The 23,587-nt window shown below is 63.0% G+C and carries 20 protein-coding genes; 5 read left to right on the forward strand and 15 right to left on the reverse strand.

The annotated features are described in order from the left end of the window. Positions 1–90: 90 nt before the first annotated feature. A complete protein-coding gene (locus ACNQPL_RS05365; protein WP_387525671.1) occupies positions 91–933 on the reverse strand; it encodes a mechanosensitive ion channel family protein in 843 nt (280 codons plus the stop codon). A gap of 114 nt (positions 934–1,047) precedes the next feature. Further along, the gene (locus ACNQPL_RS05370; protein ID WP_346615709.1) at positions 1,048–1,533 is read right to left on the reverse strand and encodes a YajQ family cyclic di-GMP-binding protein; all 486 of its coding nucleotides are present in this window, start codon (positions 1,531–1,533) and stop codon (positions 1,048–1,050) included. Between the two features lie 102 nt (positions 1,534–1,635). On the opposite strand from ACNQPL_RS05370, the gene ACNQPL_RS05375 reads away from it, so the two are divergent. From ACNQPL_RS05375 to ACNQPL_RS05385, 3 genes are read left to right on the forward strand one after another with little or no spacing between them, the layout of a single operon-like run. Beyond that, entirely contained in the window at positions 1,636–2,553 is a 918-nt protein-coding gene (locus ACNQPL_RS05375; protein ID WP_416466160.1) for a putative 2-dehydropantoate 2-reductase, read from the forward strand. Between the two features lie 37 nt (positions 2,554–2,590). Next, complete coding sequence (locus ACNQPL_RS05380; protein WP_346615707.1) at positions 2,591–4,621, forward strand: ATP-binding protein; 2,031 nt, start codon at positions 2,591–2,593, stop codon at positions 4,619–4,621. A gap of 1 nt (position 4,622) precedes the next feature. Then, positions 4,623–5,189, forward strand: a complete 567-nt coding sequence (locus ACNQPL_RS05385) for a cob(I)yrinic acid a,c-diamide adenosyltransferase (protein WP_346615706.1) — start codon at positions 4,623–4,625, stop codon at positions 5,187–5,189. 119 nt (positions 5,190–5,308) lie between these two features. Here ACNQPL_RS05385 and ACNQPL_RS05390 read toward each other — a convergent pair whose 3' ends face one another. From ACNQPL_RS05390 to secA, 4 genes are all read right to left on the reverse strand, one after another. Next, entirely contained in the window at positions 5,309–6,253 is a 945-nt protein-coding gene (locus ACNQPL_RS05390; RefSeq protein ID WP_346615705.1) for a Nudix family hydrolase, read from the reverse strand. Further along, on the reverse strand, positions 6,250–6,882 hold the full coding sequence (locus tag ACNQPL_RS05395) for a glutathione S-transferase (RefSeq protein WP_416466161.1): 633 nt from the start codon (positions 6,880–6,882) through the stop codon (positions 6,250–6,252). Before ACNQPL_RS05395 ends, ACNQPL_RS05390 begins: the two co-directional genes overlap by 4 nt. A gap of 134 nt (positions 6,883–7,016) precedes the next feature. Further along, on the reverse strand, positions 7,017–8,234 hold the full coding sequence (argJ, locus tag ACNQPL_RS05400; protein WP_346615703.1) for a bifunctional glutamate N-acetyltransferase/amino-acid acetyltransferase ArgJ: 1,218 nt from the start codon (positions 8,232–8,234) through the stop codon (positions 7,017–7,019). Between the two features lie 178 nt (positions 8,235–8,412). Then, complete coding sequence (secA, locus tag ACNQPL_RS05405; RefSeq protein WP_346615702.1) at positions 8,413–11,148, reverse strand: preprotein translocase subunit SecA; 2,736 nt, start codon at positions 11,146–11,148, stop codon at positions 8,413–8,415. A 369-nt stretch (positions 11,149–11,517) separates the two neighbouring features. Here secA and ACNQPL_RS05410 point away from each other — a divergent pair, with 369 nt between their 5' ends. Together ACNQPL_RS05410 and ACNQPL_RS05415 are read left to right on the forward strand one after the other, a co-directional pair. Continuing rightward, complete coding sequence (locus ACNQPL_RS05410) at positions 11,518–11,967, forward strand: DUF721 domain-containing protein (RefSeq protein ID WP_416466162.1); 450 nt, start codon at positions 11,518–11,520, stop codon at positions 11,965–11,967. Positions 11,968–12,077: 110 nt separating this feature from the next. Then, the gene (locus ACNQPL_RS05415; protein ID WP_416466163.1) at positions 12,078–13,013 is read left to right on the forward strand and encodes a hypothetical protein; all 936 of its coding nucleotides are present in this window, start codon (positions 12,078–12,080) and stop codon (positions 13,011–13,013) included. Between the two features lie 119 nt (positions 13,014–13,132). On the opposite strand, the gene lpxC is transcribed toward ACNQPL_RS05415, so the two are convergent. The 9 genes from lpxC to murD all read right to left on the reverse strand — a co-directional run bounded on the left by lpxC (position 13,133) and on the right by murD (position 23,582). Continuing rightward, positions 13,133–14,044: a UDP-3-O-acyl-N-acetylglucosamine deacetylase gene (gene lpxC / locus ACNQPL_RS05420; protein WP_012312873.1), complete on the reverse strand. Its 912-nt coding sequence runs from the start codon at positions 14,042–14,044 to the stop codon at positions 13,133–13,135. A 112-nt stretch (positions 14,045–14,156) separates the two neighbouring features. Further along, positions 14,157–15,353 (reverse strand): cell division protein FtsZ, encoded by a 1,197-nt coding sequence (gene ftsZ / locus ACNQPL_RS05425; protein ID WP_016488958.1) that lies wholly within the window; start codon positions 15,351–15,353, stop codon positions 14,157–14,159. 55 nt (positions 15,354–15,408) lie between these two features. Beyond that, positions 15,409–16,671, reverse strand: coding sequence for a cell division protein FtsA (gene ftsA, locus ACNQPL_RS05430; protein ID WP_346615700.1), 1,263 nt, complete (start codon positions 16,669–16,671; stop codon positions 15,409–15,411). Positions 16,672–16,685: 14 nt separating this feature from the next. After that, on the reverse strand, positions 16,686–17,555 hold the full coding sequence (locus ACNQPL_RS05435) for a cell division protein FtsQ/DivIB (RefSeq protein ID WP_346615699.1): 870 nt from the start codon (positions 17,553–17,555) through the stop codon (positions 16,686–16,688). Between the two features lie 6 nt (positions 17,556–17,561). Further along, on the reverse strand, positions 17,562–18,518 hold the full coding sequence (locus ACNQPL_RS05440) for a D-alanine--D-alanine ligase (protein ID WP_346615698.1): 957 nt from the start codon (positions 18,516–18,518) through the stop codon (positions 17,562–17,564). Continuing rightward, entirely contained in the window at positions 18,515–19,963 is a 1,449-nt protein-coding gene (murC, locus tag ACNQPL_RS05445) for a UDP-N-acetylmuramate--L-alanine ligase (RefSeq protein WP_346615697.1), read from the reverse strand. The genes ACNQPL_RS05440 and murC overlap by 4 nt, the downstream gene beginning before the upstream one ends. Continuing rightward, on the reverse strand, positions 19,956–21,035 hold the full coding sequence (gene murG / locus ACNQPL_RS05450) for an undecaprenyldiphospho-muramoylpentapeptide beta-N-acetylglucosaminyltransferase (RefSeq protein WP_346615696.1): 1,080 nt from the start codon (positions 21,033–21,035) through the stop codon (positions 19,956–19,958). Before murG ends, murC begins: the two co-directional genes overlap by 8 nt. Beyond that, positions 21,025–22,239, reverse strand: a complete 1,215-nt coding sequence (ftsW, locus tag ACNQPL_RS05455; RefSeq protein WP_387525707.1) for a putative lipid II flippase FtsW — start codon at positions 22,237–22,239, stop codon at positions 21,025–21,027. Before ftsW ends, murG begins: the two co-directional genes overlap by 11 nt. Next, positions 22,236–23,582, reverse strand: a complete 1,347-nt coding sequence (murD, locus tag ACNQPL_RS05460) for a UDP-N-acetylmuramoyl-L-alanine--D-glutamate ligase (RefSeq protein ID WP_346615695.1) — start codon at positions 23,580–23,582, stop codon at positions 22,236–22,238. Before murD ends, ftsW begins: the two co-directional genes overlap by 4 nt. Between the last annotated feature and the right edge of the window lie 5 nt (positions 23,583–23,587).

A 23,587-nucleotide genomic window follows, 5' to 3' on the forward strand; every position in this document is an offset into this window, starting at 1 on the left:
ATGCCAGAAATGGCGGAATTTGGCTGTGAACAAGTGTAAAAGGGCAAAAAAAAAAGGGCCGCGAAAGCGGCCCCGGATTCCTCGCAGCAATTACTGCGCTGCGGTTTCCTGCACCACGCGAATCACCCGCTGCGGGAACGGAATGTCGATACCCTCGGCCTTCAGGCGGTCACGCGCCTGTTCATTGAGCATGAACATCACGTCCCAGTAATCGCTGGTCTTGGTCCACAGGCGCAGCGACACGGTGATCGAGCTGTCACCCAGGGTTGCCACCACGGCCTGCGGCGCCGGGTCGGGCAGCACGCGCGGGTCCTGCGCCAGCTCCAGCAGCACGTTGCGCGCCTTCTGCAGGTCGGCCTCGTAATCCACACCTACGTCGAACACCACCTTGCGGGTCGGCTGGCGGTTGGTGTTGGTGATGATGCCGTTGGACAGGCTGCCGTTGGGCATGATCACTGTCTTGTTGTCACCGGTACGCAGCACGGTGTGGAAGATCTGAATGCTGTCGACGGTACCGCTGACGCCCTGCGCCTCGATCCAGTCGCCAATGCGGAACGGGCGGAACATCAGGATCAGCACACCACCCGCGAAGTTGGCCAGGCTGCCCTGCAGGGCCAGGCCGATGGCCAGGCCGGCGGCACCGATGGCGGCGACGAACGAGGTGGTCTCGATGCCGATCATGGAGGCCACGCTGACCAGCAGCAGTACCTTCAAGACGATGTTGGCCAAGGTGCTGATGAAGCCTTGCAGAGCCAGGTCGGCGTTACGCAGGCCGACCAGTTTGCCCAGGCGGGCGCTGACCTTGTTGACGATCCACCAGCCGACCGCCAGGGTCAGCAGTGCCAGCAGCACGCGGCTGCCGTATTCCATGATCAAGGGGATCCAGGTCTGCGATTGGCGGACCAGCTGATCGACTTCAGCGTTCAAATCCATGTTCATCTCCTGATGCCGAACGGCATGTACGCGGTAAAACTGGCCGCAGGCATTTCAGCGGCCATGGACCCGATGGACATCATTGCGCCACAGGGGTTCCTGGCAACGCCCGCATCAATCGCGGAAGTTGTTGAACTGCAGCGGCATGTCGAATTCCTTGGCGCGCAAGGCCGCGATGGCCTCTTGCAGGTCGTCGCGCTTCTTGCCGGTGACGCGCACCTGCTCACCCTGGATAGCGGCCTGAACCTTGAGCTTGGCGTCCTTGATGTGGGCGACGATCTTCTTCGCCAGCTCCTTGTCGATGCCTTCGCGGAACTTGGCTTCCTGCTTCATTTCCTTGCCGGAAGGGTACGCGTCCTTGGTTTCCAGGCATTTGACGTCGATCTTGCGCTTGACCAGCGCCAGGCGCAGGATCTCGATCATCGCCTCGAGCTGGAACTCGGCCTCGGCGGTCAGCATCACGGTCTGCTCCTTGTCCTTGAACTCGAAGCTGCCCTTGCCTTTGAGGTCGTAACGGCGGTCGAGCTCCTTGATGGCGTTTTCGACGGCGTTCTGCACTTCGTGCTTGTCCAGTTCCGATACCACGTCGAACGAAGGCATGGTTGTTCTCCATAAAATAAAAGCGCGCTCAGTCTGAAGATGGAGCGCGTCGGGGTTAGAAGGTTAAAATGCGGACTCATTATAACGGGTTGCGAAACGCAGATGAGCAGCACCTGGCATATTCTCGGCGCCGGTAGCCTCGGCAGCCTCTGGGCTTGCCGCCTGGCGCGGGCGGGCAAGGCAGTGCGCCTGATCCTGCGCGACGGGCAGCGTTTGCAGGCCTACCAGCAGGCCGGTGGCCTGACGCTGGTGGAACAGGACCAGCCGACGCATTATGCGATCCCTGCCGAAACTGCCGAGTCCAGCGGGCCCGTGCACCGCCTGCTGGTGGCGTGCAAAGCCTATGACGCGGCGCCGGCAATCGATCGCCTGGCCGCGCGCTTGGCCGATGGCGCCGAAATCGTGCTGCTGCAGAACGGTCTTGGCAGCCAGGATGAGGTCGCAGACCAGGTCCCGCATGCCCGCTGCATCTTCGCCTCGAGCACCGAGGGTGCGTTCCGCGAGGACGATTGGCGGGTACGCTTTGCCGGCCACGGCTTCAACTGGCTGGGCGACCCCGCCAACCCAGCCATACCCGAATGGTTCGACGACCTGCACGAGGCCGGCATTCCGGCTGAATGGACCGTGGACATCCTCACCCGCCTGTGGCGCAAACTGGCGCTTAATTGCGCGATCAACCCGCTGACCGTGCTGCACGACTGCCACAACGGCGGCTTGCTGGCGCACCTGAGCGAAGTCGACGGTTTGAGCAATGAACTGGCCCAGCTGCTGCAACGCTGCGGCCAGCCGGAGGCTGCGCAAAACCTCGACGAAGAAGTGCAACGGGTGATCCTCGCCACCTCAGCCAACTACTCTTCCATGTACCAGGACGTGCGCGCGGGCCGACGTACCGAGGTTCACTACCTGCTCGGCCATGCCTGCCGCGCCGCAGCCCGCCACGGCATGGTGCTGCCGCAGCTGGAACGCCTGCACCGGCGCCTGGTCGATAACCTGCGTGCGCGTGGTTTGCCCTGCGCCTGACGCGCCCTCTCAACCGGATACGGACATTGCCTAGCCCATGACCTTGCGCCAACGCCTGGAAAACCTCCCGGTCGGGCAGAAGCTGCTGGCGGCCCTGCTGGTGCTGCTGGTGACCATCCTGCTGGTGGCCAACCTCACGTTCATCAGCGCCGCCTACTGGATCACCCAGGAGAGCATGGCGCCGCAAGCCTTGCAGACCATCGGCCGGCTGGTCGCCAACCCGCAACTGGCAGCCCGCGCCGGTGACAATCAGGACACCGCCACGGCGCTGCTCAAGGAACTGGACAGCTACACCCCGCTGCGCGCCGCGGCCGTCTACGGTGGCGATGGCCGCCTGCTGGCCCAGTTGCAGCATGGCGACCCCCTGGCCCTGCCCAAACGGTATCGCAACATCGACGGCTGGCGCCTGATGGAGTTTCGCAGCACCCAGCTGATCCGCATCCCCCGCGATGCCAGCCCGCCAGCCCACCTGCTGCTGGTGGCCAGCAGCGAACTGCCTACAGCCTTCTACACCGGCACGCTCAGTGCCAGCCTAGCGATCCTGGTGTTCAGCATTCTGCTTTGGCTGGTGATCGCCCGGCAGATCAAGCGCCTGATTACTCAGCCGATCAACCAGCTCGAAGAGCTCAGCCGCCAGGTCACCCGCGAAGAAAGCTACGCCATGCGCGCCAAACGCGGCAACGACGACGAAATCGGCAGCCTGGCCGACGCCTTCAACACCATGCTCTCGCGCATCGAGGCGCGCGAGCAGCAGCTCAAGCGCACCCGCGACGAATTCCAGGACGCTTACGACCAGGCCCAGGGCCTGGCCGAGGAAACCCGTCATACCAACCGCAAACTGGAGCTGGAAGTCCAGGTGCGCAGCAAGATCGAGAAAAAGCTCACCGGCTTTCAGAACTACCTCAACAGCATCATCGACTCCATGCCTTCGGCGCTGATCGCCCTCGACGAACAGCTCTACGTAACCCAGTGGAACCACGAAGCCACGGTGCTCTCCGGCACGCCGCTGGACGAGGCGCTCAACCAGCCGATCTTCATCGCCTTCGAACCGCTCAAGCCGTTTTTGCCACAGCTCAAGGAGACCGTGGAGAAACACCGCGTGGCGAAGATCGAACGGGTTACCTGGCCCAAGGACGATGACCTGCGCCATTATGCGCTGACCTTCTACCCGCTGATGGGCGGTGGCGGCCGTGGCGTGGTCATCCGTATCGACGACATTACCCAGCGTCTGTCGCTGGAAGAAATGATGGTGCAATCGGAAAAAATGCTCTCGGTCGGTGGCCTCGCCGCGGGCATGGCACACGAGATCAACAACCCGCTGGGGGCGATCCTGCACAACGTGCAGAACATCCGCCGGCGCCTCTCGCCAGAACTGCCGCGCAATCAGGAGCAGGCAAGCGAACTGGGCATCGACCTGCCCATGGTCAACCGCTACCTGGAAAGCCGCGAGGTGCCGCAGCTGCTGAACGGCATTCAGCAGGCTGGCGCCCGGGCGGCCAAAATCGTCACCCACATGCTCAGCTTCAGCCGCCGCAGCAATCGTCAACTGGCGCCCTGCGACTTGCCAGCGCTGATCGACCAGGCAGTGGAGATCGCCGGCAACGACTTCGACCTGGCCATCGGCTTCGACTTCAAGGGCCAGGCGATCGTCCGTCAGTTCGACCCCAACCTCGGCCCGGTGCCGTGTACCGCCAACGAACTGGAGCAAGTGCTGCTGAACCTGCTGAAGAACGCCGCCCAGGCCATCCACCAGCGGCCGCAAACCAACGAACCCGGGCGCATCACCTTGCGCACCCGGCTTAGCCCGCCCTGGGCGGAAATCCAGGTCGAGGACAATGGCGTCGGCATGCCCGAGGCCGTGCGCAAGCGCACCTTCGAGCCGTTCTTCACCACCAAGGAGATCGGCCAGGGTACTGGCCTTGGGCTGTCGGTTTCGTACTTCATCATCACCAACAACCACAAGGGGCAGATGGAAGTGCAGTCCACGCCCGGCCAGGGCACCTGCTTCACCCTGCGCCTGCCCCTGGGCCTGCCAGCAGCGGCGGCGCCGACCAAAACGGAGGCATGACATGGGCTATCGCCTGTCGAAGATCTACACCCGCACCGGCGACCAAGGCGAAACCGGCCTGGGCGATGGGCGCCGGGTGCCCAAGGACCATCCTCGGATCGAAGCGATCGGCGAGGTGGACAGCCTCAACAGCCAGCTTGGGCTGCTGCTGGCCGGCTTGGCCGAGCAGGGGCTGGACGAGGTCAGCGAGGTTCTGGCGCCCTGCCAGCACCGTTTGTTCGACCTGGGCGGCGAACTGGCGATGCCCAGTTACCAAGCGTTGAACCAGGCCGAAGTGGAGCGGCTGGAGGCCGCCATCGATGTGTGGAACGAAGAGCTGGGGCCGCTGAAAAACTTCATTCTGCCCAGCGGCTCGGCGCTGATCGCCCAAGCCCATGTGTGCCGTAGCCTGGCGCGCAGTGCGGAGCGGCGGTGTCAGCAGTTGAATGCTGTGGAACCGCTGGCAGGCGTAGGGTTGGCGTACATCAACCGCCTTTCGGATCTGCTGTTTGTCGCGGCGCGGATCATCGGGCGGCGGCAGGGGGTTGCCGAGGTGTTATGGCAGGCGGCGGATAAGCCAGCAAGCTGACACCGCGAGTTGCGGCTTTGCCTCCCACAGAGTCACCAATGCCCGTGCGGCCGGCGCAGTCCCTGTGGGAGCCGGCTTGCCGGCGAAAGGGCCGCGAAGCGGCCCCTCTACCCGCCCACTCAGGCCTCAGGCCAGAACGCCCGAATCCCGGCAACACCTTGCGCGCCAGCTTCCCACGCGCGCTCACGCTCGCCCGGCCCGACCCCACCGAGCAAGAACACCGGGTGGCTGAACCCTGCAATCAACCGCTGCGCCTCCTCCCAGCCCAGCGGCACCGCCTCAGGGTGTGTCTGGGTCGCCTGCACCGGCGACAGGGTGACGAAATCAACGCCCATCTGCTCCGCCAGCGCCAGCTCCTCGGCCGTGTGGCAGGACGCTGCCAGCCACCGCTCCTTGGGGAATGGCCGGCCCTTGGCGGCGTACTTGCGCAGCTGCGCTGCAGTCAGGTGCCAACCGGCGGACGGGAAGTCGCCCAACCACTCAAGCGGCCCTTTGAGCATCAGCTGTGCCTTGCCGCCACACAGCCCCACTGCATCCACCGCCACGTCCCGGTACTTGGGGTCGTACATGTCCGGCGCGCGCAGTTGGATCAAGCGGGTACCATTGGCCACGGCCCTCTGGATGCCCTTGAGCATCTGGGGCACTTCCAGGCCGTCCGGGGTAATCAGGTACTGGTCCGGCAGGCGCGCAGCGGCCACGATCGGCTTGTTGGCCTCGGGGAAGTCGTAATCCGCAAGCTCCCGTGGCGTAACCCAGGCCAGCGGCTGGCCCTCAGCACCATGGGGTTCGCCCGTAAACGCCTGAACCTCGCGGACATCCAGCAATACCTGCTTGTCAGGGTAATCGTGGCTGACCTTGATCAGCGCCCGCGAACGGGTCACTTCGATACCAAGCTCTTCGCGAAGCTCGCGGGCCAGCGCCGTTTCGACGCTTTCGCCCTCCTCCACCTTGCCGCCGGGAAACTCCCAGAGGCCGCCCTGGTGCTGGCCATCGGCGCGCCGGGCAATGAGAATGCGGCCATCGTTACCGCGAATGACCGCTGCTGCTACATGAATCCGTTTCACCCTTCACGCTCCGCCAGGCCAGCTTGTTGCCAGGCCTTGAAGGCTGGCCACTGGTAAATAGTCTCGATGTAAGCGGCTGCCTGCGCGGGCACTTCTACGCGGTAGCTGCGCAAGCGCACGGCCACCGGGGCGAAGAAGGCATCGGCCAGGGTCGCTGTGCCGAACAGGAATGGCCCGCTGTCCTTGGACACCAGACGGCATTCGGACCACAGCGCGACGATTCGGTCGATGTCCACCTGCACGTCCAGCGGAACATTCTCCAGCCCCTCATCCCGCGACAGGTCGAACGGCATGGCCCCACGCAGGGCGAAGAAGCCGCTGTGCATCTGTGCGCAGGCCGAGCGGGCCTGGGCACGTGCGGCCACGTCGGCCGGCCACAGCTGGGCCTCGGGGTGGCATTCGTTGAGGTATTCGGCGATGGCCAAAGAGTCGGCGATCACGCCGTGCTCGGTCTTGAGCAGCGGCACCTTGCCGGTAGAGGAGAATGCCAGGATGCGCCGACGGGTGTCGGGCTGGTTGAGTTTGATCAGGGTTTCTTCGTAGGGCACACCGGCCAGTTCAAGGGCCAGGGCGGCGCGTAGCGACCACGAAGAATACAGCTTGTCGCCGATGATCAGGTGATAGCTCATGGGTCGGCTCCATTGTTTGGAATTATGGGGCTGCTGTGCAGCCCTTTCGCGACACAAGGCCGCTCCTGCAGAGAAGCAGACCGATGCAGGAGCGGCCTTGTGTCGCGATGGGCCGCGAAGCGGCCCCTGTTGCATCAGGTACGGTATTCGGCGTTGATTTTCACGTACTCGTGGGACAGGTCGGTGGTCCAGATGGTTTCGCTGCACTGGCCACGGCCCAGCTCGATACGGATGGTGATTTCTTCCTGGGCCATCACTGCCGAACCCTGCGCCTCGGTGTAGCTCGGGCTGCGGCCGCCTTGGCTGGCGATGCAGACGTTGTCGAGGTACACGTCGATCAGGCTGACATCCAGTTCCGGCACACCGGCACGGCCCACAGCGGCCAGGATACGGCCCCAGTTCGGGTCGGAGGCGAACAGCGCGGTCTTGATCAGCGGCGAATGGGCAACGGCGTAACCGACGTCCAGGCACTCTTGATGGTTACCACCGCCGTTGACCTGCACGGTAACGAACTTGGTGGCGCCTTCGCCGTCACGGACGATGGCCTGGGCCACTTCCATGCACACTTCGAACACAGCCTTTTTCAGCGCTTCGAACAGCGCCCCGCTGGCTTCGGTGACTTCCGGCAGGTTGGCCTTGCCGGTGGCGATGAGCATGCAGCAGTCGTTGGTCGAGGTGTCGCCATCGATGGTGATGCGGTTGAACGACTTGTTGGCACCGTCGAGCATCAGGTCCTTGAGCACCTTGGGGGCGACCTTGGCGTCGGTGGCGATGTAGCCGAGCATGGTGGCCATGTTCGGGCGGATCATGCCGGCGCCTTTGCTGATACCGGTCACGGTGACGGTCACGCCCTCGTGCTGGAACTGGCGGCTGGCCCCCTTGGGCAGGGTGTCGGTGGTCATGATGCCAGTGGCGGCTTCGGCCCAGTTGTTTTCCGACAGGTTATCCAGCGCGGCCTGCAGGGCGCCTTCGATCTTCTCGACCGGCAGCGGCTCGCCGATTACACCGGTGGAAAACGGCAATACCGCTTCGGCGGGTACGCCGGTCAGCTCTGCCAGCTTGGCGCAGGTACGCTCGGCAGCGGCCAGGCCCGGTGCGCCGGTACCGGCGTTGGCATTGCCGGTGTTGGTCAGCAGGTAGCGCACGGTGCCCTGAACGCGCTGCTTGGAGAGGATCACCGGCGCTGCACAGAAGGCGTTGAGGGTGAACACGCCAGCCACGCTGGAACCTTCGGCGCAGCGCATGACCACTACATCCTTGCGCCCTGGGCGCTTGATGCCGGCAGACGCGATGCCGAGTTCAAAACCCGGAACCGGGTGCAGGGTGGGCAAAGGACCAAGACCAACAGCCATTAGAGCGCTCCTAGAAAAACGGTGAATTGATGATGGAAGAGCGGGGCCGCTTCGCGCCCCATTCGCGGCACAAGGCCGCTCCCACAAGAACGCACGCGGTCCCTGTGGGAGCGGCCTTGTGCCGCGAATGGGGCGCACAGCGGCCCCGGTTTTGTCACGTTACTGCGAGAGGTTCAGATCACTCGATCTGCCCATGGCAATGCTTGAACTTCTTGCCCGAACCACACCAGCACGGCTCGTTGCGGCCCAGCTTCTGGTCGTTGCGCACCGGGGCAGCTGCCACGGCCACTTCAGCACCCTCTTCGCTCAGCTGCTCGCTCTCCAGGCCTGGCGCCGGGGCATGCTGGAACTGCATGCGGCTGGCCAGTTCTTCGGCTTCGCGGCGCAGGCGGGCTTCTTCTTCGATCGGGTCTTCGCGGCGCACTTGAACGTGCGACAGCACGCGGATGGTGTCGCGCTTGATCGACTCGAGCAGCTCCTGGAACAGGCTGAAGGATTCGCGCTTGTACTCCTGCTTCGGGTTCTTCTGCGCATAGCCACGCAGGTGAATACCGTGGCGCAGGTGGTCCATGGTCGACAGGTGGTCTTTCCACAGGTCGTCCAGCACGCGCAGCAAAATCTGCTTCTCGAAGGTGCGCAGGGCGTCGATGCCGGCCTGGTCTTCCTTCTCGGTGTAGGCGGTGGTGATTTCTTTCAGCAGCTTCTCGCGCAGGGTCTCTTCGTAGAGGTGATCATCCTCGTCGAGCCACTGCTGGATCGGCAGCTTCATGGCGAAGTCGCTGGACAGCGCAGCTTCAAGGCCCGCCACGTCCCACTGCTCAGGCAGCGACTGCGGCGGAATGTGCTGGCTGATGGTGGCGTCGAGCACTTCCTTGCGGAACTCCTCGATGGTATCGCCGATGTTCTCGGCCGCCAGCAGGCTGTTGCGCATGTGGTAGATCACCTTGCGCTGTTCGTTGGCCACGTCATCGTATTCGAGCAGCTGCTTGCGAATGTCGAAGTTGCGGCCTTCAACCTTGCGCTGCGCCTTTTCGATGGCATTGGTGACCATGCGGTGCTCGATGGCCTCGCCAGACTGCATGCCCAGCGCCTTCATGAAGTTCTTCACCCGGTCGGAGGCGAAGATGCGCATCAGGCTGTCTTCCAACGACAGGTAGAAGCGGCTGGAGCCTGGGTCGCCCTGGCGACCGGAACGGCCACGCAGCTGGTTGTCGATACGGCGCGATTCGTGGCGCTCGGAGGCGATCACGTGCAGGCCACCCGATTCGATCACCTGCTGGTGACGCTTCTGCCAGTCAGCCTTGATCTGCGCGATCTGCTCGGCGCTCGGGTTGTCCAGGGCAGCCACTTCGGCTTCCCAGTTGCCGCCCAACAGGATGTCGGTACCACGGCCGGCCATGTTGGTGGCGATGGTCAGCGCACCCGGGGCACCGGCCTGGGCAATGATCTCGGCTTCTTTCTCGTGGTACTTGGCGTTCAGTACCTTGTGCTCGATACCCTCTTTCTGCAGCAGGGCCGACATGTGCTCGGAGGTTTCGATGGTCGCGGTACCCACCAGAACCGGGCGGCCGAGAACCATGCTTTCCTTGATGTCGGCAATGATCGCGGCGTATTTCTCGTCGGCGGTCAGGTACACCAGGTCGTTGAAGTCCTTACGCGCCAGCGGCTTGTTCGGCGGGATGACCATCACGTTGAGGCCATAGATCGACTGGAACTCGAACGCTTCGGTGTCGGCGGTACCGGTCATGCCGGACAGCTTGGTGTACAGACGGAAGTAGTTCTGGAAGGTGGTCGACGCCAGGGTCTGGCTCTCGGCCTGGATGTTCAGGTTCTCTTTCGCTTCGATGGCCTGGTGCAGGCCTTCGGACAAGCGGCGGCCCGGCATGGTACGGCCGGTGTGTTCGTCGATCAGCAGAACCTGGCCGTCCTGGACGATGTACTCGACGTTGCGGTGGAACAGCTTGTGCGCACGCAGGCCAGCGTAAACGTGGGTCAGCAGGCCCAGGTTGTGCGCCGAGTAGAGGCTCTCGCCCTCGGCCAGCAGCCCGGCCTGGGTGAGCATCTCTTCGATGAACTGGTGACCGGCTTCGTTGAGCTCGACCTGGCGGCTCTTCTCGTCGATGGTGAAGTGGCCTTCCTGGGTGACCTGGCCTTCGACTTCTTCGATGTGCTGGGTCAGGCGCGGGATCAGGCGGTTGATCTCGATGTACAGCTTGGAGCTGTCCTCGGCCTGGCCGGAGATGATCAGCGGGGTACGCGCTTCGTCGATGAGGATCGAGTCGACTTCGTCGATGACCGAGAAGTTGAGTTCACGCTGGAACTTCTCTTCCTGGCTGAACGCCATGTTGTCGCGCAGGTAGTCGAAACCGAACTCGTTGTTGGTGCCGTAGGTGATGTCGGACGCATACGCAGCGCGCTTTTCTTCAGGCGGCTGGAACGCCGAGACGATGCCCACGGACAGGCCGAGGAATTCGTACAGCGGGCGCATCCAGTTGGCGTCACGGCGGGCCAGGTAATCGTTGACGGTAACCACGTGCACGCCTTTGCCGGACAAGGCATTGAGGTAGACGGCCAGGGTACCGACCAAGGTCTTGCCTTCACCGGTGCGCATTTCTGCGATCATACCCTCGTGCAGGGTCATACCGCCGATCAGCTGCACGTCGAAGTGGCGCATGCCCATCACGCGCTTGCCGGCCTCACGGGCCACGGCGAAGGCTTCAGGCAGCAGTTGGTCCAGTGTCTCGCCTTTGGCCAGGCGCTCCTTGAACTCTGCGGTCTTGGCGCGCAGTTGCTCATCGGAGAGGGCGACCATTTTCTCTTCGAAGGCATTGACGATACTTACCGTCTTGAGCATGCGTTTGACTTCACGCTCATTCTTGCTTCCAAAAAGTTTCTTTAACAAAGGCGCAAACATATCGGCAGGATCTTCCACACGTAGGGATGGAGGGCGGCCCCATGAGTCGCCCGTGCAGCCCTGAGGCCGCATGCGAACGAGCATTCTACCCGGAAACGATGGTGAGGAAAGTGGTGGTTTACCACGATGCTGGCACAGCGCTCAGGCGGGGCTTTTCTAAGATAGGGGCATTTTCCCTGAGTTCAACCCGATGCATGATGAAACGTATCGAGAATGGCTCGTATCCTTCAGCGCCTGTCCTGGCCCTATCGCCGGCAAGCCGGCTGCCACAGGAATAGCCGCAGGCCTCAGGCCCTGCTTTGCGGCGATTAGGCCGGTACAGGCGACAGAGATGTTAGACTGCCGATCTTGTAACTTCATACGTACCCCATGGCCTACAAACCCTCCCCCGCCCAGCCGCCCTCCGCGCTGCTGCGCCAGGTGCGCCCGCTGCGCCTGCTGCTGAACCAGGCCGAGCGCCTGGAACACCTGCAACGCCTGCTGGAGAGCCAGCTGCAGCCTGCTGCGCGTGAGCATTGCCATGTGGCGTCGTGGCGCGACGGCACGCTGTTGCTGGTGGTTACCGACGGGCACTGGGCCACACGCCTGCGCTACCAGCAGAAGCGCCTGATGCGGGAGTTGCAGGCCATGGAGGCATTTGGAAACTTGCGACGTATCCTCTACAAGGTGCAACCTCCGCTGGTCCCCGTGAAACGTGGCCGGCACAGCGCCGAACTCTCCCCCAATGCTGCTGAAAGCATTCGCGATTCCGCCGAGGGCATCGCCGACCCCAAACTGCGCGCCGCCCTGGAGCGACTTGCCAAACATGCATCAAAGTAAAAGATTGAATATAAGCTGGGTGGTTCGCAGCCTAGACCTATCATTTCTACCAGTTGCGCTTCCACGAATGCGGTGACTTACTGCACGCTCCTTCATTCGAGTGCAGCAAGATGCCTATCCCAACCAACTACAGCGAACACACATCTTTCTTCAACGATAACTGGAATGGCTGGGCAATCATCGAGCCTAGGCACTCAATGAAATTTATCCACGAAGCGCAGAACACTTACGTCGGGGTCAGCATTGCGTCACCTCCGCTCCCACTCCCCGAACACTACGAAGGATCGCTGCTAATCCATAAGGAAGCCAATTTCATTGCAGGCGAATGCTACACGATTTCCTTACGCGCAAAACGTTTGTCTGACACAGTCAAAAGCCCACAACTCTCCTGGTACATCGACAGCACCATCAAATATCGCTCCACCTTCAAAGCAAATGATGAATGGCAAAATTTCGTCATTTCATTCAAAGCCACACAATCCACCCACGTTCTTACACTAGGCAGCGACCATGAGGTTGAATTTGCCCTGGATGATATTCGCATGTTCCCTCACGTTCTCAAGATCGACTTTGAGGATGAGGCTGCGGTAATCCTAGGCCCGGGTGAGGAAAGCCCGCTCAGGCATTTCACCCTACGCAATGTCAGCAGTGAAAACGGTTCGATTACCGGAATTCGAAAGGTCGACATAACAAAGCCCGGCAAGGCCGAGGGCATGGCGCTGATCCTGGCACAAAGCCAAAGTTCGGACAATCAAGTAGTCCAACTCGATTTGAACGGCGAATATCATAGTATTGAATTCTTCTGGACCCAACTTCATCATCAGGCAACCGTCAGCTTCTTTACCACAAATGGAAAGTTAATAGACGAATTACCCTACAGCGGCACCGGGGAAGTAAGAGATTTCGAAGTGAAATTCACCTCCCCAGAATCCAAGCCAATCACTAGAGTTCAGTTTAACATCAAGGATCACAGCTATGTCGATTTCATCACCCTAAAAACACTAGACTGCTGCGCAACCCTTTGCGAAACCACTCATAGAGACTAGCCTTACGAGGCGTCCGGATACTGCGTCGGGGGTTAATTATCTCCACCTCAACCCACTAGACTCAGGCATAAAAAAGGCCACCCGAAGGTGGCCTTAATCACTAGAGAGAGTGTTCGAACTTACACGGCCGCAACAGGGCGCATATAAGAGATCGGTGCCGTACTGGCATCTTCGAAGGTGACCACTTCCCAGGCATCGGTTTCGGCAATGAGCTTGCGCAGCAGCTGGTTGTTCAGCGCGTGCCCGGACTTGTAGCCCTTGAACTCGCCGATCAGGCTGTTGCCCAGCAGATACAGGTCGCCGATGGCGTCGAGGATCTTGTGCTTGACGAATTCGTCTTCGGAACGAAGGCCGTCTTCGTTAAGTACGCCGGTCTCATCGACAACAATGGCGTTCTCTACACTGCCGCCCAGCGCAAGGTTGTGCTTGCGCAGGTACTCGATGTCACGCATGAAACCGAAGGTGCGGGCGCGGCTGACTTCCTTCACGAACGAGGTGCTGGAGAAGTCGACGACTGCGCTCTGGGTCTGGCCCTTGAGGACCGGGTGATCGAAGTCGATCTCGAAGCTCACCTTGAAGCCTTCGAAAGGCAGGAAAGTGGCGCGCTTGTCGCCCTCTTCCACTGTTACTTCACGCAGGATACGGATGAACTTCTTGGCTGCGTCCTGTTCTTCCAGGCCAGCAGACTGAATCAGGAATACGAAGGGACCGGCGCTGCCATCCATGATCGGAACTTCCGAGGCGGAGAGCTCGACGTAGGCGTTATCGATGCCCAGACCCGCCATGGCGGAGAGCAGGTGCTCGACGGTATCGACCTTGACGTCACCGTTGACCAGCGTGGTGGACATGGTGGTCTCACCGACGTTGGCCGCACGTGCCGGGATCTCGACCACAGGGTCGAGGTCGGCGCGACGGAAGACGATGCCGGTGTCGACAGGCGCAGGCTTGAGGGTCAGGTAGACCTTCTCCCCGGAGTGCAGGCCGACGCCTGTGGCACGGATGGTATTCTTCAGGGTGCGTTGTCTAATCATGGCATTGGCCGCTTCATCGCAAATTGCGAACAGGTATCAACAAAGGCTGGGGATAATAACAGACCCGGCCTTTGCTGAACACCAACCACCCTTATACCCCTGATAAATTCCATTAATCAGCCTGACGGCGCAGGAAGGCTGGGATATCCAGGTAATCCAGGTCATCCTGTGGGTTGAGTTTAGCTGCCGCAGCGGCACCTGCATGGGCCTGGTTGCGCATGACGGTCGGGCGCTCCAGGTCACGGTAGTTGACCGCAGGCTGCTCCTGGCGAACCGGGGCCGGGTTGGAAGCCTCGTATGCCTGCTGAGCGGTCTGCAGGGTGTTGTCGACTACCTTGACCGGCTTCTCGATGCGCGCGCCCAGGCCAGTGGCAACCACGGTCACGTGCAGTTCGTCACGCATGTCCGGGTCGATCACGGTGCCCACCTTGACCATCGCGTGGTCGGAGGCGAAGGCTTCGATGATGCTACCCACGTCGGAGTACTCACCCAGCGACAGGTCAGGGCCTGCGGTGATGTTCACCAGGATGCCGCGGGCGCCCTGCAGGTTGACGTCTTCGAGCAACGGGTTGCGGATTGCCGCCTCGGTGGCTTCGCGAGCACGGTTCGGGCCGCTGGCGCAACCGGTACCCATCATCGCCATGCCCATTTCGCCCATCACGGTGCGCACGTCGGCAAAGTCGACGTTGATCATGCCCGGGCGCTTGATGATGTCGGAGATACCGCGAACGGCACCGGCCAGTACATCGTCGGCCTTGGCAAAGGCGGACAGCAGGCTGGCATCCTTGCCCAGGATGGTCAGCAGCTTCTCGTTGGGGATGGTGATCAGCGAGTCGACGCTCTCGGCCAGCATGCGGATGCCTTCATCGGCGATCTGCATACGTTTGCGGCCTTCGAACGGGAACGGACGGGTCACCACGGCTACGGTGAGGATGCCCATTTCCTTCGCCACTTCGGCGATGATCGGCGCCGCACCGGTACCGGTACCGCCACCCATGCCGGTGGTGATGAACACCATGTTGGTGCCCTGCAGCACCTCGGCGATGCGCTCACGGTCTTCCAGCGCGGCCTGACGGCCGACTTCCGGGTTGGCACCGGCACCCAGACCTTTGGTCACGCCGGTACCCAGTTGCAGGATGGTGCGTGCGCCAATGCTTTTCAGCGCCTGGGCATCGGTGTTGGCGCAGATGAATTCGACGCCTTCGATGCTGCTCTTCACCATGTGGTTGACGGCGTTGCCGCCGCCACCGCCGACGCCGATCACTTTGATGACCGGGCTTTGCGGGACGTTGTCTACGAGCTCGAACATTTTCCCTCTCCTTACAGTTCTCTAGTTGTCGCGCCTACCACTACTGCTTTGAAACTTAGAAGTTGCCCTGGACCCACTTCTTGAAGCGCTCAAGTACTGGGGCCTTCGGTTCATCGCCATAGCTGTTGTTGCTGCTGTTGCTGTTACCGGTCAGGATCAGGTCCTCGGACTGCTTCAGCAGGCCGTAAGTGAGCAAGCCCACGCCGGTGGAATAGATCGGGTTGCGCACCACGTCGCTCAGCCCCCGAACGCTGTGCGGTACGCCCAGGCGTACCGGCATGTGGAAGATTTCTTCGGCCAGTTCGACGGCGCCTTCCATCTTCGCGGTGCCGCCGGTGAGGACGATGCCGGCTGGCACCAGGTCCTCGTAACCGCTGCGGCGCAGCTCGGCCTGGATCAGGGTGAAGAGCTCGTCGTAACGCGGCTCTACCACTTCGGCCAGGGCCTGGCGCGACAGCTCGCGCGGTGGACGGTCGCCCACGCTCGGCACCTTGATGGTCTCGCCGGCGCCGGCCAGCTTGGCCAGGGCGCAGGCGTAGCGAATCTTGATTTCCTCGGCGTACTGGGTCGGTGTACGCAGGGCCATGGCGATGTCGTTGGTCACCTGGTCGCCGGCAATCGGGATCACCGCGGTGTGACGGATTGCGCCTTCGGTGAAGATGGCGATGTCGGTGGTGCCGCCGCCGATGTCCACCAGGCACACGCCAAGTTCTTTTTCATCGTCGGTCAGCACCGAGTAGGCCGAAGCCAGCTGCTCAAGGATGATGTCGTCGATTTCCAGACCGCAGCGGCGTACGCACTTCTCGATGTTCTGCGCCGCGTTGACCGCGCAGGTGACCACGTGAACCTTGGCTTCCAGGCGCACGCCAGACATGCCCAGCGGCTCGCGCACGCCTTCCTGGTTATCGATCACGTAGTCCTGGGGCAAGGTGTGCAGCACGCGCTGGTCAGCCGGAATGGCCACCGCCTGGGCGGCGTCGAGCACACGCTCGAGGTCGGCGACGCTGACCTCGCGGTCGCGGATCGCGACGATGCCGTGGGAGTTCAGGCTGCGGATGTGGTTGCCCGCTACACCGACGAAGGCCGAGTGGATGCGGCAGCCTGCCATCAGCTGCGCTTCTTCCACTGCGCGCTGGATCGACTGCACGGTCGACTCGATGTTCACCACCACGCCCTTCTTCAGGCCGCGGGACGGATGGGTGCCGATACCCACGATCTCGAGGGTGCCGTCTTCGCCCACTTCACCCACCAGCGCCACCACCTTGGAGGTGCCAATGTCCAGCCCGACGATCATTTTGCCGCTATGCGCGTTTGCCATTGTCCTGCCTCTCTCTAATTCTTCGCAACGGCGGGTTGGGCCGTCGTCGGTGCGTTCGGTTCCCGCCAACCAACGGCAAGTCCGTTGGAATAACGCAGATCAATGCGGGCGATGTTGGTGATCTGCTCTTTGAGTGTCTTGTCGTAAATGGCAATGAAACGGCGCATCTTCTCCACCAGATGGTCGCGCCCCAACAGCAGCTCGATCCCTGGGCCGGCACTGCTTGCACCGGTGGTCAGGAACCAACTGCCCCGCTCGCGCAGCTCCAGGCGAGCGATGGAAAAGCCCAAGGGGCGCAGCATCTGGCTCAGTACCTGATACTGCTGCATGACTTGTTGCTGGGCACGCTGCGGCCCGGCCAGCTGCGGCAGGTGCTCGTAGTTGGCCAGCTCGCGCGGGGTAAAGGCCTGGCCCTGGTTGTTGAGCAAAGCCTCGTCACCCCAGCGTGCCACCGGCAGCTGTTCTTCAAGGCGGATCACCACTTCGTCCGGCCACACCCGGCGCACCTCGGCGTGGGCGATCCACGGCATCTGCTCAAGCTCCACACGCATGGCAGCAAGGTCGACACTGAAGAAGCTCGCCGCCACGTAGGGCGCGATCCGCTGCTGCACCGACTGCTGGCTGATGTAGCTGAGGTCGCCCTGCACGTCGATCTTGGTGATCGGCCGGTCGGCATAGGGCATCAGGCGAACGGCGCCCTCGTAGGCGCCAAAGCCTGCGGCCACCAGCAATACCGGCCACAGCAGGCGCTTGAGGCCCCCCAGGCTCGGCCGCGGCAGGCGCGACGATACGGGCTCGTCGGCCACCAGTCGGCTGGCACCACGCGGCACCGGCTTGCTACGGCCGGTAACGGGTTGCTGCTGACGTATCATCGCGCCTTGCATGGCTTGTTAACCTCGCGTCGCTACGCTGTCGGCCAGGATCGCCAGCACCAGTTGCTGGAAGTCCAGGCCGGCCGCGCGGGCCGCCATGGGCACCAGGCTATGATCAGTCATGCCCGGTGCGGTGTTGACTTCGAGCAGCCAGAACCGGCCCTGCTCGTCCTGCATCACGTCCAGCCGGCCCCAGCCTTCGATGCCAATGGCATCGCAGGCGCGCGCGGTCAGGTCGATCAGTTCCTGTTCCTTGACGGTGTCCAGGCCGCACGGGATGCGGTACTGGGTGTCGTTGGCGATGTACTTGGCGTCGTAGTCGTAGAACACGTGCGGGGTGCCCAGCGCGATCGGCGGCAGCACCTGGCCACGCAGAACCGCGATGGTGAACTCCGGGCCGTGGATCCATTGCTCGACCAGAACTTGCGAATCGTAATTGGCAGCGTCCTTCCAGGCAGCGATCAATTCTTGCTCGCTGCTCACCTTGGCCATGCCGATGCTAGAGCCTTCATGGGCAGGTTTGACGATCAGCGGGAAGCCCAGTTCCGTACTTGCTGCAACACAATCACTTTCGCTGGCCAATACGGCGTGGCGCGGGGTCGGAATACCCAGGCTCTGCCACACCTGCTTGGTGCGCAGCTTGTCCATGGCCAGGGCCGAAGCGAGGATGCCGCTGCCGGTGTAAGGGATGCCGAGGCACTCCAGCAGGCCCTGCATGCTGCCGTCTTCACCGCCACGGCCGTGCAGGATGATGAAGGCGCGGTCGATCTTCTCGCTTTGCAGGCGTGCCAGCAGGTCGTCGCCCACGTCGATAGCGACGACATCCACACCGGCGCTGGTCAGGGCTTCGATCACCGCGGCGCCGGACTTCAGCGATACCTCACGCTCGGCGCTCTTGCCGCCGTACAGCACAGCCACGCGGCCGAATGCCTTGACGTCCAGGGTCGAGTGCAACTTGTCGTAGGCGCTGGTCATTTCGACTTCTCCTGCTTGGCGCCAGCGAACAGCGGGCTTTTCATCAATTGCGGGGCCAGGCCACCGACGTCACCGGCACCCTGGCACAGCAGGATGTCGCCGGCGCGCAGCAGCGGCTGGACCACCGGCGCCAGCTCGGCGCCACGTTCGATGTAGATCGGGTCCAGCTTGCCGCGCTGGCGGATGCTGTGGCACAGCTGGCGGCTGTCGGCCCCAGGGATCGGCTCTTCGCCGGCCGGATAGACCTCCATCAGCAGCAGCACGTTGGCATCGCCCAGCACTTGTACGAAGTCGTCGTACAGGTCGCGGGTGCGGCTATAACGGTGCGGCTGATAGACAATCACCAGGCGCCGGCTTGGCCAGCCGCCACGCACGGCCTTGATCACCGCGGCCACTTCGGTCGGGTGGTGGCCGTAGTCGTCGACCAGCATCACGCTGCCGCCGTCGACTGGCAGCTCGCCGTATACCTGGAAGCGTCGGCCGACGCCCTGGAAGCCCGACAGGCCCTGGACGATGGCTTCGTCGCTGATACCTTCGTCGGTGGCGATGGCGATGGTGGCCAGCGCGTTGAGCACGTTGTGGTTGCCGGGCATGTTCACCGACACTTCCAGCGGCTCGCAGTCGCGGCGCAGCACGGTGAAATGGGTCTGCATGCCCTGCTGGCGCACGTTGATGGCGCGGATATCGGCCTCTTCGCTGAAGCCATAGGTCACGGTCGGGCGCTTGACCTGTGGCAGGATCTCGCGCACCACCGGGTCATCCAGGCACATCACGGCCAGGCCGTAGAAAGGCAGGTTGTGCAGGAACTCGACGAAGGTTTTCTTCAGTTTGTTGAAGTCACCTTCGTAGGTGGCCATGTGATCGGCGTCGATGTTGGTGACCACGGCGACCATCGGTTGCAGGTGCAGGAAGCTCGCGTCGCTTTCATCGGCTTCGGCGATCAGGTAGCGGCTGGTGCCCAGCTGGGCATTGGTGCCCGCAGCGGTCAGGCGGCCACCAATGACGAAGGTCGGGTCCAGGCCGCCTGCGGCGAACACCGAGGCCAGCAAACTGGTGGTGGTGGTCTTGCCGTGGGTACCGGCAACAGCGACGCCGTGGCGATAGCGCATCAGCTCGGCGAGCATCTCGGCACGCGGCACCACCGGAATGCGCCGCTCAAGGGCGGTGGCAACTTCCGGGTTGGCCGGGTTGATGGCGCTGGACACCACCAGCACATCGGCATTGGCGGCGTTCTCGGCGCGGTGGCCGACGAAGATCTCGGCGCCGAACGACTCCAGGCGCTCGGTGACCGGCGACGCCTTGAGGTCGGAACCGGACACCTGGTAGCCCAGGTTCAGCAGTACTTCAGCGATACCGCACATGCCCACGCCGCCGATGCCGACGAAGTGGATGCGGTTGATCCGGCCCATTTTCGGGTGGGGCATGGCTTTCTGGCTTTCAACCATGGGCCACCTCCAGGCAGATATCGACCACGGTGCTGGTTGCTGCAGGCTTGGCCAGGCGCCGTGCGGTGCCTGCCATGGTGTTGAGTTTCTCGGGTTGCATCAGCACCTCGTTCAGGCGTTCAGCGAGCTGCGCTGCGCCAGTTGTCGCTTGTGGCATAAGGAAGGCGGCGCCTTCCCGAGCCAGATATTGGGCGTTGTGGGTCTGGTGGTCGTCGATCGCATAGGGCAAAGGCACCAGCATCGAAGGCAGGCCCGCTGCCGCGAGTTCGCTGACAGTCAGGGCACCGGCCCGGCACACCACCAGGTCGGCCCAGCCATAGGCATGGGCCATGTCTTTGATGAACGGTTCTACCTGAGCCTCGACCCCCGCCTCCTGATAACGCTCGGCGGTGATCGGCGCGTGGCTCTTGCCGGCCTGATGGAACACCTCGGGCCGCAGGTTCGCGGGCACCTCGGACAGGGCCTTAGGCAACAATTTGTTCAATGGTTCCGCACCCAGGCTGCCACCCATTACCAACAGGCGGGCGCGGCGCTCGGCCAGGGGCGCACGGTGTGCGTCCATGAACAGCTCCGGGCGCACTGGGTTGCCAGTGGTACGCAGCTTGTCATTGGCCTCGAAGGTACCTGGGAACGCTTCGCAGACGCGTGCCGACAGCGGCACCAGCAGGCGATTGGCAGTCCCGGCACGGGCGTTCTGTTCGTGAATCACCAGCGGCACGCCGCAAAGGCGTGCAGCCACGCCACCTGGGCCTGTGAGGTAGCCGCCAAAGCCGACCACACAGACCGGCTTGAGCTGCCGAATGATCCGGCGCGCTTGCAGCACGGCCTTGACCAGGGTGAACGGCGCCTTGAGCAGCGACAGCTTGCCCTTGCCACGCAGGCCGCTGACCTGGATCAGGTGCAGCGGCAAGCCGGCCTGCGGCACCAGCTCATTTTCAATACCGCGCGGGGTGCCCAGCCAGTGCACGCTGTAACCGCGCGCCTGGAATTCACGGGCGCAGGCCAGGGCCGGGAACACGTGGCCCCCAGTGCCGCCTGCCATGATCAGTACGTTCTTGCCGTCAGCGGCCATGACTGGTCTCCTCGGCAAAATCGCTTTCCTTGAATTCGTGCTCCTCGCTGCCCAGGTGCGTGCGGCTCTCCCACTCGATGCGCAGCAACAAGCCTACGCAGGCGCAGCAGATCACCAGCGAGCTGCCCCCATAGCTGAGGAACGGCAAGGTCAGGCCCTTGGTCGGCAGCAGGCCGACGTTCACGCCTATGTTGATGAGGAACTGGCCGATCCAGAGGAACGCCAGGCCGAACGCCATGTAGGCGGCAAAGAACTGTTTGGCCTTCTCGGCCCACAGGCCGATGTACAAGGCGCGGACGGTGACGAAGACGAACAGCGCGATGGTCACCAGCGAACCGACCACACCCAGTTCTTCGGCGAGCACCGAGAACACGAAGTCGGTGTGCGCTTCGGGCAGGTAGAACTGCTTCTGGACGCTATTGCCCAGGCCCACGCCCAGCCACTCGCCGCGGCCGAAGGCAATCAATGCCTGGGTCAGCTGGTAGCCGGAGCCGAACTGGTCGGACCAAGGGTCGGTGAAGGTGATCAGACGTGCCATCCGGTAGGGCTGCGCCTGCACCAGCACGAATACCGCAACCACCGCCAGCACCACCATCAGGCTGAAGCGGAACAGCCCCACCCCGCCTAGGAACAGCATGGCTGCGGCGGCGCCCATCATCACCACGGTGGCGCCGAAGTCCGGCTCCATCAGCAGCAGGCCAGCCATCGGCAGCAGCACGATGAACGGTTTGAAGAAGCCCATCCAGCTTTCGCGCACCTCGGTCTGCCGGCGTACCAGGTAGCCTGCGAGGTAGATGACCACGAAGACCTTGGCGATCTCCGAAGGCTGGACGTTGAAGAAGCTGAAACCGATCCAGCGCATCGAGCCGTTCACTTCACGACCAATGCCCGGCACCAGCACCATGACCAGCAGCGCGAAGGCACCGACCAGCATCATGAAGCCCATGCGCTGCCAGGTGGCGATCGGCACCATCATGGTCGCGCCGCAGGCGACCAGGCCGATGGCCACGTACACCAGGTGGCGGAACATGTGGTAGAGCGGGTTGCCCGATTGCACCGCCGCTACTTCCGACGACGCCGAAGTGATCATCACCAGGCCCAGGCCAAGCAGCGCCAGGCAGCCGGCCAGGAAGGCGAAGTCGAGGTCGATGCCACGGCCGCTGATCAGCGGCGACGGGTACGGCTTGAGGATGCCGAAGATCATGCCAGCCCCCCCGCCGCCTGGGCGAACAGGCGCCCGCGTTCTTCGAAGTTCTTGAACATGTCGAGGCTGGCGCAGGCTGGCGACAGCAGCACGGCATCGCCGGGCTGTGCCAGGTCGGCACACTGTTGCACGGCCTCGTCCAGGGCCTTGACCCGCACCAGTGGTACGCCGTCGCCCAGAGCTTCAGCCAGGCGCTCGGCATCACGGCCGAGCAACACCACGGCGCGGCAGAAGCGTGCGACCGGCTCGCGCAGGGCAGCGAAATCGGCACCCTTGCCGTCACCACCGGCGATCAGCACCAGCTTGCCTTCGATGTCCGCGCCCAAGCCTTCGATGGCTGCCAGCGCTGCGCCAACGTTGGTGGCCTTGGAATCGTCGTACCAGTTCACGCCGTTGCGCTCACGCACCCACTGGCAACGATGGGCCAGGCCACCGAACTCGCGCAGGGCCGCGAGCATCGGCTCGAACGGCAGCCCTGCAGCATGGCCCAGGGCCAGAGCCGCCAGGGCGTTGCTCTGGTTGTGCGCGCCACGCACTTTCAGCTCGCGCGCAGGCATCAGCGCCTGGAATTCGAAGGCCAGGTATTTCTCACCATCCACTTCACGCAGGCCGAACCCTTTGAAGTCCGGCTGGTTGAGGCCGAAGGTCCAGCATGGGCGGCCTTCCACCGGCAGCGGCCGGGTCAGGGCGTCCTGGCGGTTGACCACCACCTGCTGGGCGCCACGGAAAATCCGGTGCTTGGCCAGGTGATAGGCAGGCAGCCCGCTGTAGCGGTCCATGTGGTCTTCGCTGATGTTGAGCACGGTGGCGACTTCGGCGTTGAGCTGGTCGGTGGTTTCCAATTGGAAGCTCGACAGCTCCATGACGTACAGCTCGACATCATCGCTGAGCAGGTCCAGGGCCGGGGTGCCCAGGTTGCCACCGACAGCCACGCGTTTGCCCGCCTTGGCAGCCATCTCGCCGACCAGGGTGGTCACGGTGCTTTTCGCGTTGGAGCCACTGATCGCGATGATCGGAGCCTTGGCATGGCGGGCGAACAGTTCGATGTCGCCGGACAGTTTGACGCCACGCGCTGCAGCCTGCTGCAGCGCCGGGGTGGCCAGGGCCAGGCCGGGGCTCACGTACAGCTCATTGGCGCGGCACAGGAAGTCCACGTCCAGTTCACCACAACGTACTTCCACCTGCGGGTAATCACGGCGCAGGGTGTCCAGTTCCGGCGGCTGCTCACGGGTGTCGGCGACCGCAAAGGCAATGCCCCGGCTCGCCAGGAAGCGAACCAGGGACATGCCGCTCTTGCCGAGGCCGACAACGATGCGGAATTGGTCGGAAGCGATCAGTGACACGCTCG

The sequence above is a fragment of the Pseudomonas sp. LFS044 genome (assembly GCF_047978245.1).
GTDB lineage: Bacteria > Pseudomonadota > Gammaproteobacteria > Pseudomonadales > Pseudomonadaceae > Aquipseudomonas.

Coding starts and splice junctions, on each gene's coding strand:
- secA (WP_346615702.1), bottom strand. CDS start 11,148: ATGTTTGCGCCTTTGTTAAAGAAACTTTTTGGAAGCAAGAATGAGCGT.
- murC (WP_346615697.1), bottom strand. CDS start 19,963: ATGGTTGAAAGCCAGAAAGCCATGCCCCACCCGAAAATGGGCCGGATC.
- ACNQPL_RS05415 (WP_416466163.1), top strand. CDS start 12,078: ATGCCTATCCCAACCAACTACAGCGAACACACATCTTTCTTCAACGAT.
- ftsW (WP_387525707.1), bottom strand. CDS start 22,239: ATGATCTTCGGCATCCTCAAGCCGTACCCGTCGCCGCTGATCAGCGGC.
- ftsA (WP_346615700.1), bottom strand. CDS start 16,671: ATGGCAAACGCGCATAGCGGCAAAATGATCGTCGGGCTGGACATTGGC.
- murG (WP_346615696.1), bottom strand. CDS start 21,035: ATGGCCGCTGACGGCAAGAACGTACTGATCATGGCAGGCGGCACTGGG.
- ACNQPL_RS05435 (WP_346615699.1), bottom strand. CDS start 17,555: ATGCAAGGCGCGATGATACGTCAGCAGCAACCCGTTACCGGCCGTAGC.
- ftsZ (WP_016488958.1), bottom strand. CDS start 15,353: ATGTTCGAGCTCGTAGACAACGTCCCGCAAAGCCCGGTCATCAAAGTG.
- ACNQPL_RS05385 (WP_346615706.1), top strand. CDS start 4,623: ATGGGCTATCGCCTGTCGAAGATCTACACCCGCACCGGCGACCAAGGC.
- argJ (WP_346615703.1), bottom strand. CDS start 8,234: ATGGCTGTTGGTCTTGGTCCTTTGCCCACCCTGCACCCGGTTCCGGGT.
- ACNQPL_RS05395 (WP_416466161.1), bottom strand. CDS start 6,882: ATGAGCTATCACCTGATCATCGGCGACAAGCTGTATTCTTCGTGGTCG.
- ACNQPL_RS05365 (WP_387525671.1), bottom strand. CDS start 933: ATGGATTTGAACGCTGAAGTCGATCAGCTGGTCCGCCAATCGCAGACC.
- ACNQPL_RS05410 (WP_416466162.1), top strand. CDS start 11,518: ATGGCCTACAAACCCTCCCCCGCCCAGCCGCCCTCCGCGCTGCTGCGC.
- ACNQPL_RS05370 (WP_346615709.1), bottom strand. CDS start 1,533: ATGCCTTCGTTCGACGTGGTATCGGAACTGGACAAGCACGAAGTGCAG.
- ACNQPL_RS05380 (WP_346615707.1), top strand. CDS start 2,591: ATGACCTTGCGCCAACGCCTGGAAAACCTCCCGGTCGGGCAGAAGCTG.
- ACNQPL_RS05375 (WP_416466160.1), top strand. CDS start 1,636: ATGAGCAGCACCTGGCATATTCTCGGCGCCGGTAGCCTCGGCAGCCTC.
- lpxC (WP_012312873.1), bottom strand. CDS start 14,044: ATGATTAGACAACGCACCCTGAAGAATACCATCCGTGCCACAGGCGTC.
- ACNQPL_RS05440 (WP_346615698.1), bottom strand. CDS start 18,518: ATGACCAGCGCCTACGACAAGTTGCACTCGACCCTGGACGTCAAGGCA.